Here is a 13,160-nt window from a genome sequence, read left to right on the forward strand (position 1 = left end):
CCAGTCGGCGCACGGAAGGCGGGCCGGAAGGGCTTGCCTGGGGGGAGGAACGGGTCATGAGAGTCAGCGTTTTCGGGCTCGGCTACGTGGGCTGCGTGTCGGCCGCGTGCCTGGCCAGCATGGGGCACGAGGTCATCGGGGTGGACGTGAACCAGGTGAAGGTCGACCTGGTCAACGACGGCAAGGCCCCGGTGGTCGAGGAGCGGATCGGCGAGCTCATCGCCGAGGTCGTGCGGACCGGAGCGCTCCGCGCCACCGGCGACGTCCGCGAGGCGATCATGGACAGCGAGGTGTCGCTGGTCTGCGTGGGCACGCCGTCGGAGCCCAACGGCAGCCTGTGCACCACGTACTTGGAGCGGGTCACCGAGCAGATCGGGCTCGCGCTGGCCGAGGGGGCCGAGCAGGGGGGCCGGCACACCGTCGTGTTCCGCAGCACCATGCTCCCGGGCACCTGCCTGAACCTGCTGGTGCCGATCCTGGAGAAGAACGTCGGCGGCACGGCCGGGGTGGACATCGGGGTCGCGGTCAACCCGGAGTTCCTGCGCGAGGGCACGAGCGTGCGGGACTTCTTCGACCCGCCCAAGACCGTCATCGGCGAGCTCGACCCGGTAAGCGGCGACGCGGTGACGGCGCTGTACGACGGCTTACCCGGCGAGGTGTTCCGGGTGCCGGTCCCGACGGCCGAGGCGATCAAATACGCGGACAACGCCTTCCACGGCCTCAAGATCGGCTTCGCGAACGAGCTGGGCGCCGTGTGCCAGGCGCTCGGGGTGGACTCGCACCAGGTGATGGACGTGTTCCTGGCCGACCGCAAGCTGAACATCAGCCCCGCCTACCTGCGGCCCGGCTTCGCCTTCGGCGGCTCCTGCCTGCCCAAGGACCTGCGCAGCCTGGTCCACGCGGCGCGTCGGGCCGATGTCTCGGTGCCCATCCTCGCCCATGTGCTGCCCTCCAACTCCGACCATCTGCAGCGCGCGGTGGAGCTGGTCGAGCGCACCGGCAAGCGCCGGGTGGGCCTGTTCGGGCTGTCCTTCAAACCCGGCACCGACGACCTCCGCGAGAGCCCGCTCGTCGAGCTGGCGGAAAGGCTCTTCGGCAAGGGGTACGACCTCAAGATCCACGACGCCAACGTGAGCCTCTCCCGGCTGCTCGGCGCCAACCGCGAGTACATCGAGACCCGGCTGCCGCACCTCGCGCAGCTGCTCGCGGACTCCGTCGACGAGGTGCTCGAGCACGCCGAGGTGTGCCTGGTCGGGACCAGGGATCCGGCCGTGCTGTCGGCGCTGCCCCATGGCGACGGCCCGGTGATCGTCGACCTCATCCGCCTCCCCGACGCCGAGGCGCGCCGGGCCGAACCGGGGTACATGGGCCTTGCTTGGTAACGCGATCAGCGGTGACGGGTCGGGCCGGCGCGCGCTGATCCTGGTGGAGAACCTGTCGGTGCCGTTCGACCGGCGGGTGTGGCAGGAGTGCACGACACTGCGCGACGCGGGCTGGACGGTGCACGTCATCTGTCCCCGGGGGAGCAAGCGGGACACGGAGCCGGAGGCGGAGATCGACGGCGTGCGGATCCACCGCTACCCGTTGCGCGCGGCCACCGGAGGACCGGCCGGCTACCTGAAGGAGTACGGATCGGCGCTGTGGCATACGGCCCGGCTGGTCCGCAAGGTCGGCCCGGTCGACGTGGTCCACGCGTGCAACCCGCCCGATCTGCTGTTCCTGCCGGCGCTGTGGCTGAAGCGGCGCGGCGCGCGGTTCGTCTTCGACCAGCACGACCTGGTGCCCGAGCTGTACCTCTCCCGGTTCGACCGCGGCGAGGACCTGCTCTACCGCGCCGTGTGCGCGCTGGAACGCCGGACCTACCGCACCGCGGACGTCGTGCTCGCCACGAACGAGAGCTACCGGGACGTCGCGGTGCGCCGAGGCGGCAAACGGCCGGAGGACGTCTTCGTGGTGCGCAGCGCGCCCGCCGTCGACCGGTTCCAACCGGTGCCGCCCGAACCGGAGCTGAAGCGCGGCAGGCCTCATCTGCTGTGCTACCTCGGCGTCATGGGCCCGCAGGACGGCGTCGACTACGCCTTGCGGTCCCTCGCGAAGCTGCGCGACGAGCTCGGGCGGACCGACTGGCACGCGGTGTTCGTCGGCTCCGGCGACGCCTTCGACGCGATGGTGGAGCTGTCCCGGCGGCTCGGGCTGTCCGAGCAGGTGCGGTTCACCGGGCGCATTCCGGACGCCGACCTGGTGCGTTACCTGTCCACCGCGGACGTGTGCCTCTCCCCGGACCCGCGCAATCCGCTCAACGACGTGTCGACCATGAACAAGGTCCTGGAGTACATGGCGATGGGCCGGCCGATCGTCTCGTTCGACCTGAAGGAGGCGCGCGTCTCCGCAGGTGACGCCGCCGTCTACGCGCCCGCCAACGACGAGGCCCAATTCGCGGGACTCATCGCGGAGTTGTTGGACGATCCGGAGAAGCGGGCCCGGATGGGCAAGATCGGCCAGGAGCGGATCAGCGGGCCGCTCTCCTGGCGGAACTCGCAAGCGTCCCTGCTCGCCGCCTACGCGTCGGCGGGCGACCCGGACCGGGCAGGGAAGAGGCCGCGCCGTTGAGCGATGACACGATACGCCTGGTCACGATCGGGCGGATTTTCCGTCGGCGCTGGCGGCTGCTCACCATCCTCGCCGTGGTGGGGGCGCTCGTCGGCTACGGCACCTCGTTGCTGTTCCCACCGCGCTACACGACGTCGGCATCGGTACTGCTGCCGGGGGCGTGGGAGGAGCGCGAGCTGCTGACTCAGGCGGAGATCGCGACCAGTTCGGTGGTGGTCGACCGCGCGGCCGCCACGCTCGGCTGGACCGGGGTCAGCGGCAGCGAGCTGCGGGATCGGGTGAGCGCCAAGGCCGCCGACGGGAACATCATCAAGATCTCGGGTACGGCCGAGACCCCGGAGCGCGCGCAGAAGCTCTCCGACCAGGTGGCCCAGCAATTCGTCGCCTTCGCCGCGCGGCTCGCGGGCGACGACACCGGCTCCCAGGCGTCGGCCGGGCCCGAGGACTTGCGGAAGCTGGTGGTGCGGACCAGCCGCCGCATCACCGAGCTGGCCGACGCGGCCGATCCGGGGCAGACCGTGGAGAGCGTGCAGGGCCGCACCGAGCTCGAGAAGCTGCGCACCGCGCTGCAGGGCGCCATGAAGAAGCTGGACGAGGCCGACCCGGTGACCAACAAGTCCAACATGGTCGTCATGGGCCCGGCGGCCCGGCCGACCGGCGAGGCACCGCCGACGAGGACGCAGCTCATCGTCGCCGGAGCGCTGCTGTTCTTCCTGCTCGCGGTCATCGGCCATCTCACCGCCGCACGGATGAGCCGCCGACCGCGCACCGAACCGGAGATCGCCGCGGCGCTCGGCTCGCCGCTGCTGGGCACCGTCGACGTAACCCATGAACGGCGCGCGCACCGGCCGGAAGGCGGTGGCCCACGGGCCTGGATCCGCCGGCTCCTCGGCGTGGACACCCGGTGGGACACACCGACCCCGCAGAGGTCCGGCGACGAGGCCGGAAGGCGGCTCCGCTACCGCCGGGTGTGCGCCCGCCTCCGGGACCGGCTGCCGGCCCCCCGGCGGCTGCTGGTGGTCGTACCCGAAGGCGACGAGATCGCCCGCCGGGCCGCCGAGCAACTCGTCGCCGAGTCCAAGGGCGACCCTTCCCCCTCCTCGCCGAGCAGGGGATACCCCATGCTGCGGGTGGTGGAGGTTTCGGTGGACCGGCCCATCGTGCCGGACCGCGACACCGAGTCCGGTGCCCTGGTCGTCCTCAGCGCGGGCAGCTGGACCGCGGAGGAGCTCGCCGGCATCGCCGAGGCGTGTGCGGACGCCAGGCAGGAGATCGTCGGCATCGTCGTCGCCGGAACGGTCCGGACCCGTCCGACGCGAACCCCCGACCGTCCGTCGGACGAGGCCACGCTGGCTCTCGCGGTGCGCGGCCCCGCGACGGGAGGTTCACCGTGACGACGAGCAAGACCGCGGAGTCGTCGGCCGCCACCCCGCTCCTCGACCTCCAGGCGCTGGTGGTGGCGGTGCGCAGGCGCCGCCGCCTCTGGTGCTCCATGGCTCTGCTGGGGCTGCTGGCCGGCGCGGCGATGGCGATCCTGCTGCCACCGCCGCCGACCGCGGTGACCAAAGTGCTGGTCGCGCATCAGGAGGACCAGCCGAACGACACCGGAACGCTGATCCGCACCGATGTCGCGCTGCTGGGGACCTCGCGGATCGCCGGCGAGGCCCTGCGGTCCCTCAAGTCCCCGGTAAAACCGGAAGACTTCATGCGGGACTACCGGGGCACCGGCTTGACCAACAACCTGCTGCGGATCGATGTGACGGGTGACAGCGACGCGGAAGCGGTGGCCCGAGCCAAGGCGCTGGCCGACGCGTTCGTCGCGGACCATGTGCGGCGGATGCGGGAGGCCGCGAAAGCCGAGTCCAAGGCCCTGCTCGACCAGCGTGACCGCGTGCGGAAGGAACTCGCCGAGGTCAACAAGGCGATCGGAGGCCGATCGCCGGGCAGCGACCCGGAAGCGTCGGCGAGCACCGAGTCGCTCTTCGCCCGCCGGGCCGAGCTCAACTCGCGGATCGCCGATTTCGACCAACGCGCCGCGGAGGCGCGCACCGGCACGCCCCGGATCATCGCCGGCACACAGATCGTGGACGCCCCGCGCGTGGTGCGGCAGTCCCTGCCCAAGGCCGCTGCCACCAACGCCGCGATCGGCCTCGTCCTCGGACTCGCCCTCGGGCTCGCGGTGGCCGCGGTCGGCACGGTGGTGGCGGACCGTCCCATACTCCGCCGGGAGATCGCGGCGAACCTGGGCGCCTCGGTCATCGCGGAGCTGCCCCGCCGCTCGGGCAGGCTGTGGCAGCGCCGACGGATCCGGGCGGCACGGACAAGGCTCACCGCGTCCCTGGCCCGCACCGTGCGCGGCTCCGAGGAACCGGTGTCGCTGCTGGAACTGGGCTGTGCGCGCAGCACGAGCGTGATCGCCCTGGACCTCGGCAGGGCACTGGCGGCGGATGGGCCAGTGGCCATCGTCGATGGTCTGCCCGGCCAGCAGCTCGCGGGGCGCCGCCCCAAGCCAGGAGACCCCACCGTGGTCGGCGGCGAGCATGCCGCCGCCGTGTCGCATCAGGAGCGCCGGTTCGGCGTCGGCTCGGTCGCGCCCGGCACCGCGTGGACCGACCTCCAGTATCTCGGTACCCGGACCGTGCTCGTCGTGCGTGCCGGGCACGGCAGCGCCGCATGGCTGCACACCGTGGCGCGGCAGCTCGCGGACCAGAGCATTCCGGTGATCGGTGTGGTGCTGATCGACCCCGATCCGCGTGACCGGACCGACGGCACGCTGTGGGACGGGCTGCACATCGCGCTGCGGGGCCATGGCGAGCGGCCGGCCCGGCGACACGGGATGGACCCATTACGGACGGAGCGGCCGCCGATGTGGGCCGCACGAGTCCCGGAAAGCGACCAGGAGGCGCGGTAGGACATGTGCGGCATCGCAGGCACGTACCGATGGCCGGACGGGAAGGCCGTGACCGACCGGCTCACCGATACCCTCGCCCACCGCGGTCCGGACGGCACGGGCCGGTACAGCCACCCCGCCGGCGACGGCGAAGTGCACCTCGGACACCGTCGGCTGGCCATCATCGACCTGTCCGGGACCGGCGCCCAGCCGATGGTCTCGGGCGGCCTCGTCCTGACGTACAACGGCGAGCTGTACAACGCGCCCGAGCTGCGGGCCGAACTGGCGGCCGCCGGGGTGCGCTTCCGCGGTACCTCCGACACCGAGGTGCTGCTGGAGGCGTGGCGGCGCTGGGGCACCGACTGCCTGCCCCGGCTGCGCGGCATGTTCGCGTTCGGCATCTTCGACGAGCGCACCGGTGACCTGGTGCTCGCCCGCGACCAGCTCGGCATCAAGCCGCTGTTCCTGCTCCGGCGCGGCGAGGGCCTGGTGTTCGCCTCCGAACTCAAGGCGCTCGCCGCCGTGACCGGCCGGTCGCTGGAGGTGGACCACGCGGCGCTGGTGGCCTCCCTGCTGTACTACTGGGTGCCGGACTCGCGCTGCGCGTTCCGCGAAGCGGAGAAGCTGCCGCCCGGGAGCTGGCTGCGGTGCCGGCCCGACGGCCGGGTGGAGCGCGGCCGGTTCTGGAACCTCAGGGACGTCGCCGCCGAGGGCCGGGAGCGGGCCCGGAGCGGCGAGCGGCCGGACCTCGCCGCCATCGTCGAGGAGTCGACCCGGCGCCACCTGCTCTCCGACGTGCCCGTGGCGACCTTCCTCTCCGGCGGTCTCGACTCCAGCTACCTGACCGCGCTGGCGGCCCGCCACCAACCCGGGATCTCCGCTTACACGATCGGGTTCCGCGCCGAGGACGCCAGGTTCGAGGCGATGCCGGACGACCTGCGCTACGCCCGGCGGGTGGCGACGCGGTTCGGCGTCGACCTGCATGAGATCGAGATCGCTCCGAACGTGCTCGACCTGCTGCCGCGGATGACGTACCACCTGGACGAGCCGATCGGCGACCCCGCCGCGATCAACACGTTCCTGATCTGCTCGGCAGCCCGGGAGGCCGGGGTCAAGGTGATGCTCTCCGGGATGGGCGCCGACGAGCTGTTCGCCGGTTACCGCAAGCACCTGGCCAACCTGATCGCGCTGCGCTACCAGCGCGTCCCGCGGCCCCTGCGGCGCGGGGTGTCCAGGGCCGTGGACCGGCTGCCGGTGGCCACGGCCCGCCGGGGGTACCGGTCGGTGCGCTTCGCGAAGCGGTTCCTCTCCTTCGCCGATCTGCCGGAGGAGACCGCGTTCCGGCGCAGCTACACCATGTACGACCAGGACGAGCTGCTCGCGTTGATCGATCCGGACCTGGTCGGCACGGTCGAGGACGTGCTGACCGAGCATGCGGATGTCTACCGGGACAACGACCTCGACGACTTCGTCAACCGCATGTGCCTGGGCGACGCCCGGATGTTCCTGCCGGGCCTGAACCTCACGTACACGGACCGCTCGAGCATGGCCGCGTCGACCGAGGTGCGGGTGCCGTACGTGGACGTCGAGGTGGTCAAGGCGGCGTTCGCCGTGCCCGGTGACCGCAAGATCGTCGGGCGGCAGGGGAAGGCCGTCCTCAAGGAGGCGGCCACCTCGATCCTGCCCCGGGAGATCGTGTACCGGCCCAAGGGCCTGTTCAGCGCCCCGTTGCGCGCCTGGATGAGCCGGGATCTGGCACCGCTGGTGCGCGAGGTGGTCAACGACGGCGAGCTCGTCCGCTCCGGGTTCCTGCGCCGCGACGCGCTGGCGCGGATGGTCGCCGAGGACGCCGCCGGGCAGCGGGACTTCTCCAAGCATCTGTGGCATGTGCTGACCCTCGAGTACTGGTACCGCGACGCGACCTCTGGGTCCGGCAAGAGCACTCGGTTGACGGCTTAGGAATCTTCAGGAGTTCGGGTGAAACAGGTTGTGCAGAACTACAAGAACGGCGAGCTGGCCCTGCTCGACGTGCCGGTGCCGGGGTGCAAGCCGGGCGGTGTGCTGGTCCGCAGCGCCTACTCGCTGATATCCACCGGGACCGAGCTCATGAAGGTGTCCGAGGCCGGCATGTCGATGCTGGGCAAGGCCCGCTCCCGGCCCGACCAGGTGGCCAAGGTCGTGCAGAGCGTGGCCACCAACGGGGTGCCCGCCACCTACCGCAAGGTGATGGGCAAGCTGGACTCCTACACGCCGCTCGGCTACTCGCTGTGCGGGGTGGTCGAGCAGGTCGGCGCCGGGATCGACGATGTGAAGGTCGGCGACCTCGTGGCGTGCGCCGGCAATGAGTACGCGCTGCACGCCGAGCTGAACTGGGTGCCGAAGAACCTCTACGCCCGGGTGCCGGACGGCCTCGCGCCGCGGCACGCGGCCTTCGGCACCGTCGGGTCGATCGCGTTGCAGGGCGTGCGCCGCGGTGAGCCACAGCTCGGCGACGTGGCGCTGGTCATCGGCCTCGGGCTGATCGGGCAGCTGGTGGTGCAGCTCCTCGCCGCCTCCGGAGCTCGCGTCATCGGGGCCGACCCCGACCCGGTGCGCTGCGAGCTCGCCGAGGGCCTGGGCGCGGCGGCCTGCGGCGATCCCGCCTCCACGGCCGTGGAGACCGCCGTCGCCGAACTCACCGGCGGCCTGGGCGTGGACCAGGTGTATCTGGCCGCCGGCGGCGGCAGCAACCAGCCCGTCGAGCTGGCCGCCCGACTGAGCCGGGACCGCGGCCGGGTCGTCGACATCGGCAAGTGCCGCCTTGACCTGCCGTGGAACGCGTACTACGAGAAGGAGCTCGACGTCCGGTTCTCCCGCAGCTACGGCCCCGGCCGCTACGACCCGGAGTACGAGCTCGAGGGGCGCGACTACCCGATCGGCTATGTGCGCTGGACCGAGCGCCGCAACCTGGCGTGCTTCCTCGATCTCCTCGCCCACGGCAGCGTCGACGTGGAGCCCCTGATCTCCCACACGGCCGACTTCGACGACGCCGTCGAGACGTACCGGCGCCTGAAGGACGGTGACCTGAAGGCCGTGGCCGTGCTGTTCCGGTACCCCGGCCACCCCGACCCAGCCGGGGAAACGCAGGCCCCGGAGGTGGCCGTGCCCGCGGTGCGACGTAGCGGCGGAGTGTCCACCCCGGCCCGGTACGCCAACGCGTCGGTCCGGCTGGCGTTCGTCGGCGCGGGAAACTACGCGACGTCGATGCTGCTGCCGCACCTGGAACGGCGCGACGGCGTCGACCTGTCCACGGTCGTCACCACTACGGCGCTGTCCGCGGCCAACGCGCGGCGGAAGTTCGGCTTCGCCGAGGCGACCACCGATCTCGACGCCGTGCTCGGTGACCCGTCCATCGACGCGGTGTTCGTGGTCACCCGCCACAGCTCGCACGCCGAACTGGTCATGAGGGCGCTGCGGGCCGGCAAGGCGGTGTTCGTGGAGAAGCCCCTGGCCCTCACCGAGGACGAGCTGGCCGGCGTGCTCGCGGCGGTGGAGGAGTCCGGCAACGACCGGCTCCAGGTGGGCTTCAACCGCCGGTTCGCGCCGCTGCTCCAGGAGGCCAGGAAGCGGTTCGGCGCCCGGACCGGGCCGGCGAACCTCCGCTACCTGGTCAACGCCGGTCGCCTCGAGCACGGCAGCTGGTACCTCCAACAGGGCACCGAGGGCTCGCGGTTCGCCGGCGAGGGCGGACACTTCATCGACACGGCGAGCTGGCTGCTCGGGGCCGACCCGGTCTCGGTGTACGCGGTCGCCACGCCCGGCAACGAGGACCTCCAGGTCATGCTGCGCTACCCGGACGGGTCCACCGCCACCATCGCTTACGTCACCACCGGCTCGCCGGGCTTCCCCAAGGAGACGCTGGACCTGATCGCGGACGGCAAGGTGCTGCGGCTCGACGACTTCGTCCGTGCCACCGTGTACGACGGCCGCCGCAACCGGTGGGTCAGTTCGCGGCTGCCCAAGGCCCGGGACAAGGGTCAGTCCGCCGAGCTGGCCGCGTTCATCAAGGCCGTGCGGACCGGCGGGCCGATGCCCGTGCCGCTTCAGTCGCTGGTCGCCACCACGGCGGCCACCCTCGCCGTGCGGGCAGGCCTGGCCGGTGGTGCGCCGGTGACGTTGGCGAGGGCGCGATGAGCATGAGCGCGGGCTGGTACCTGCGGCGGCTGTCCCGGATGGGACCGCGGGAGGTCGGCGGCCGGGTGGGCGACGCGGTGCGCAGGCGGCGGTGGCGGTCGGCGCGGCCGGACTGCCCGAGCGTGACCGGCGCCCGGTTCACCGCCGTCCTGCCCGCCGGAACGATCGCCGCCGTACCCGCCGACGCCGCGAAACGTCTCATCGCCGAGGCGGACCGGCTGATGGCCGGGCACGCCGAGTACTTCGGGGTGGACCGCGACGACCTGGCCGACCCGGACTGGTGGTACGACCCGAAGACCGGGCGACGGGCTCCCTCGGGCTACGCCTTCGACGTGCCGTACCGGAACGAGGACGCGGTCGGGGACATCAAGCAGATCTGGGAGCCATCCCGGCATCAGTACCTCACCCAGCTCGCCGCCGCCTACGCGATCACCGGGGACGAGCGGTACGCCGAGCGCGTGGCCGAGCACCTGCGGTCGTGGTGGACGGCCAACGCGCCGCTGCGCGGAGTGCACTGGACCAGCGGCATCGAGCTGGGCATCCGGCTGCTGTCCTGGGTGTGGATCCGCCGGCTCCTCGACGGCTGGCCGGGCGCGGCCGGGCTGTTCGAGGGCAACCCGGTGGCGCGGAACCAGATCTGGCACCACCAGCGCTGGCTGGCCGCCTTCCCCAGCCGGGGGTCCTCGGCGAACAACCACGCCATCGCCGAGGCCGCCGGGCAGTTCGCGGCGGCCTGCGCGTTCGGGTGGTTCCCCTCCTCGGCGCGCTGGCGCGCCGACGCGCTGCGGTCGCTGGATCGGCATCTGCGCGGCAACACCTTCGGCTCCGGCCTCAACCGCGAGCTGGCCACCGAATATCACGGACTGGTGCTGGAGCTCGGCCTGGCCGCGGTGGCCGAGGCCGATGCCGCGGGCGTGCCGGTCCCCGCGTCGATCCGGCTGGTGCTGCTGCGGATGACCGACGCGCTCGCGGCCATCGTGGACAGCCGGCTGCGGCCGCCGCGCCAGGGGGACGCCGACGACGGGCACGGTCTGGTCGTGGACGGCGCGGGCACCGACCGCTGGGCCTCGCTGCTGGCCACCGGGGACGCCGTGTTCGGCCGGCTCGCCTGGTGGCCGGCGGTGACCGGCACCGATGTGCGCACCCCGCTGCTGGCCGCGTTCATCAAACCCACTGAACCGTCGGTGACCCGCCCGCCAAGCCGACCGGCCCACTTCGCCGACGCGGGGCTCACGATCCTGCGCGGCCCGGGAGAGATCTGGTGCCGCTGCGACGGGGGTCCGCACGGCTTCCTGTCCATCGCCGCGCACGCTCACGCGGACGCGCTGTCCGTGGAGGTCCGGCACGACGGGGTCGACGTGCTCGCCGACCCGGGGACGTACTGCTACCACGGGCAGCCCGAGTGGCGGCAGTACTTCCGGTCGACCCTCGGCCACAACACCCTGCAATTGGACGGCGCTGACCAGTCCGTCTCCGGCGGCCCGTTCCTGTGGACCCGTCATGCCCGCAGCCGTGTCCTGGCCGCGCACACATCGGGCGAGGGCGTGGCCCGCTGGTGTGCCGAGCACGACGGCTACCAGGGCTCCGTGCACCGCCGCCGGGTGGAACTGACGGCCGCGCTCAAGGAGCTGAGGGTGGTGGACGAGGTGCGCGGCCCGCGCCGGGACGTGCACCTGGCGTTCCACCTCGGCCCGGCGATCGCCGCGGACCTGGTGGACAACCGGGCACAGCTCACCTGGACCCGGGACGGCGAGGACCGCTCCGCGGTGCTCGACCTGCCCGGGCAGCTGTCCTGGCGGGCCCATCGCGGCGAGACCGGACCGCCGCTGGGCTGGTACTCCGCCGGCTTCGGACGCAAGGAACCCACCACCACACTGGTCGGCACCGGCTTCGCCGACGGCGCGCAGGGGTTCACCACCGTACTCAGGTTCCGCGGCTAGGGGGGGCACGCGTGGTGATCAAGTGGCGGAGCTGGGCGTTACCGGTGGCGGCGTCGGCGCTCGCCCTGCTGGCGGCGACCGGCTGTGTGAGCACGTCGGACGCCCCGGCGGCGGAGCCGACCGCCGTGCCGTCCATGTCCGCGGCCCGGTCCGTGGCCCGGGTGTGCGCCCATCCCGCGGCCGGGCCGGCGAAGGCGCCGAAGGGCGCGGTGACGGTCGACCCCGCGGTGGTCGGTGACCTGGCGGCGAAGACCAAGAGCAGCCCCCCGAACACCACGTTCTGGCTTCGACCGGGCAAGCACAGGCTCGACCCGGACCGCTACGCCCAGGTCATCCCCAAGGAGGGGAACCGCTACCTCGGCGCGCCGGGCGCGGTGCTCGACGGCCGGAAGAAGAACCAGTACGCGTTCGGCGGCACCGCCCGCGACGTCACCATCCGCTACCTGACCGTGCGACGTTTCGTGGCGCCGCCGGACGAGGGCGTGGTCAACCATGACTCGGCCGACGGGTGGGTGATCGAGCACGCGACGATCCAGGACAACTCCGGCGCCGGGCTGATGGCCGGCGCCCGCCAGCGGGTCCGCGCCAGCTGTCTGCGCGACAACGGCCAGTACGGCGTGAACGCGTACAAGGCCAAAGGCCGTATCAGCGGCCTGGTGGTCGAGGGCAACGAGATCGTGGGCAACAACACCGGCGACTGGGAGCGGCGGCGGAAGGGCTGCGGCTGCACCGGGGGCATCAAGTTCTGGGCCGTCAACGGCGCCGACGTACGCGGAAACTGGGTGCACGACAACCGTGGAACCGGGTTGTGGGCGGACACCAACAACAACGACTTCCGCATCGAGAACAACGTGCTCGAGGACAACGACGGTGCCGCGCTGATCTACGAGACCAGCTACAACGCGGTCATCCGGAACAACACGATCCGGCGGAACAACTGGGTCGAGGGCCGCAGGGAAGCCGACCGCGGCGACAGCTTCCCGTATCCGACGGTCTACGTGTCCGAGTCCGGCGGCGAACCACGGGTCAAAGCCCGCACCGACAAGATCGAGATCTACCGGAACGTACTGGAGAACAACTGGTCCGGGATCACCCTGTGGGAAAACGCCGACCGGTTCTGCAACAGCCCGGCCAACACCTCGTCCGGTGTCTGCACCCTGCTGGTCCGGGACACCGACCGCTGCGCGAAGCCGGCGATCGCCAAGCCACCGCTCTACGCCGGCTGCCGGTGGAAGACCCAGCGGGTGGACATCCACGACAACCGCTTCGTGCTGGACACCTCCGTCGTCAAGTGCACGGTGAAGTGCGACCGCATGGCGGTGCTGGCCAACTACGGCACCTATCCGGACTGGTCGCCGTACCAGGGCGAGCGCGTGGCCGACGCCATCACCACCGAACAGCACAACCGCTGGCACGACAACGTCTACGTCGGGCCATGGCAATTCGTCGCCCACGACCCGAGCCGGGTGCTCGACTTCGGGCAGTGGCAGGCCACGCCGTACCGGCAGGACGCGGGCAGCACCTTCCGCGCACGGGACGGTGGTTGA

The 13,160-nt window shown here is 71.9% G+C and carries 8 protein-coding genes; all 8 read left to right on the forward strand.

Annotated elements, in window-relative coordinates:
• The first annotated feature begins 56 nt into the window (after nucleotides 1-56).
• The 8 genes from IEJ02_RS39770 to IEJ02_RS39805 are packed head-to-tail and all read left to right on the forward strand — an operon-like array spanning nucleotide 57 to nucleotide 13,160.
• On the forward strand, nucleotides 57-1,382 hold the full coding sequence (locus IEJ02_RS39770) for a nucleotide sugar dehydrogenase (RefSeq protein WP_191069241.1): 1,326 nt from the start codon (nucleotides 57-59) through the stop codon (nucleotides 1,380-1,382).
• Nucleotides 1,372-2,610 (forward strand): glycosyltransferase family 4 protein, encoded by a 1,239-nt coding sequence (locus IEJ02_RS39775; RefSeq protein WP_191069242.1) that lies wholly within the window; start codon nucleotides 1,372-1,374, stop codon nucleotides 2,608-2,610. Before IEJ02_RS39770 ends, IEJ02_RS39775 begins: the two co-directional genes overlap by 11 nt.
• Complete coding sequence (locus tag IEJ02_RS39780; RefSeq protein ID WP_191069243.1) at nucleotides 2,607-4,004, forward strand: Wzz/FepE/Etk N-terminal domain-containing protein; 1,398 nt, start codon at nucleotides 2,607-2,609, stop codon at nucleotides 4,002-4,004. Before IEJ02_RS39775 ends, IEJ02_RS39780 begins: the two co-directional genes overlap by 4 nt.
• Nucleotides 4,001-5,521 (forward strand): Wzz/FepE/Etk N-terminal domain-containing protein, encoded by a 1,521-nt coding sequence (locus IEJ02_RS39785; protein WP_191069244.1) that lies wholly within the window; start codon nucleotides 4,001-4,003, stop codon nucleotides 5,519-5,521. The genes IEJ02_RS39780 and IEJ02_RS39785 overlap by 4 nt, the downstream gene beginning before the upstream one ends.
• Nucleotides 5,522-5,524: 3 nt before the next feature.
• Nucleotides 5,525-7,459 (forward strand): asparagine synthase (glutamine-hydrolyzing), encoded by a 1,935-nt coding sequence (gene asnB, locus IEJ02_RS39790; protein ID WP_191069245.1) that lies wholly within the window; start codon nucleotides 5,525-5,527, stop codon nucleotides 7,457-7,459.
• An 18-nt stretch (nucleotides 7,460-7,477) separates the two neighbouring features.
• Nucleotides 7,478-9,673 carry a bi-domain-containing oxidoreductase gene (locus IEJ02_RS39795; RefSeq protein WP_191069246.1) on the forward strand — a complete coding sequence of 732 codons (2,196 nt, stop codon included), beginning with the start codon at nucleotides 7,478-7,480 and terminating at the stop codon, nucleotides 9,671-9,673.
• Nucleotides 9,670-11,613 carry an alginate lyase family protein gene (locus IEJ02_RS39800; protein ID WP_191069247.1) on the forward strand — a complete coding sequence of 648 codons (1,944 nt, stop codon included), beginning with the start codon at nucleotides 9,670-9,672 and terminating at the stop codon, nucleotides 11,611-11,613. Before IEJ02_RS39795 ends, IEJ02_RS39800 begins: the two co-directional genes overlap by 4 nt.
• A gap of 11 nt (nucleotides 11,614-11,624) precedes the next feature.
• Complete coding sequence (locus IEJ02_RS39805) at nucleotides 11,625-13,160, forward strand: right-handed parallel beta-helix repeat-containing protein (protein WP_191069248.1); 1,536 nt, start codon at nucleotides 11,625-11,627, stop codon at nucleotides 13,158-13,160.

The organism is Streptomyces sp. 5-10 (genome assembly GCF_014712245.1).
Lineage (GTDB): Bacteria > Actinomycetota > Actinomycetes > Streptomycetales > Streptomycetaceae > Streptomyces > Streptomyces violaceusniger.

Bases quoted from the DNA above. Each gene is read 5' to 3' on its own strand.
- IEJ02_RS39800 (WP_191069247.1), top strand. From the start codon at position 9,670: ATGAGCATGAGCGCGGGCTGGTACCTGCGGCGGCTGTCCCGGATGGGA.
- IEJ02_RS39770 (WP_191069241.1), top strand. From the start codon at position 57: ATGAGAGTCAGCGTTTTCGGGCTCGGCTACGTGGGCTGCGTGTCGGCC.
- asnB (WP_191069245.1), top strand. From the start codon at position 5,525: ATGTGCGGCATCGCAGGCACGTACCGATGGCCGGACGGGAAGGCCGTG.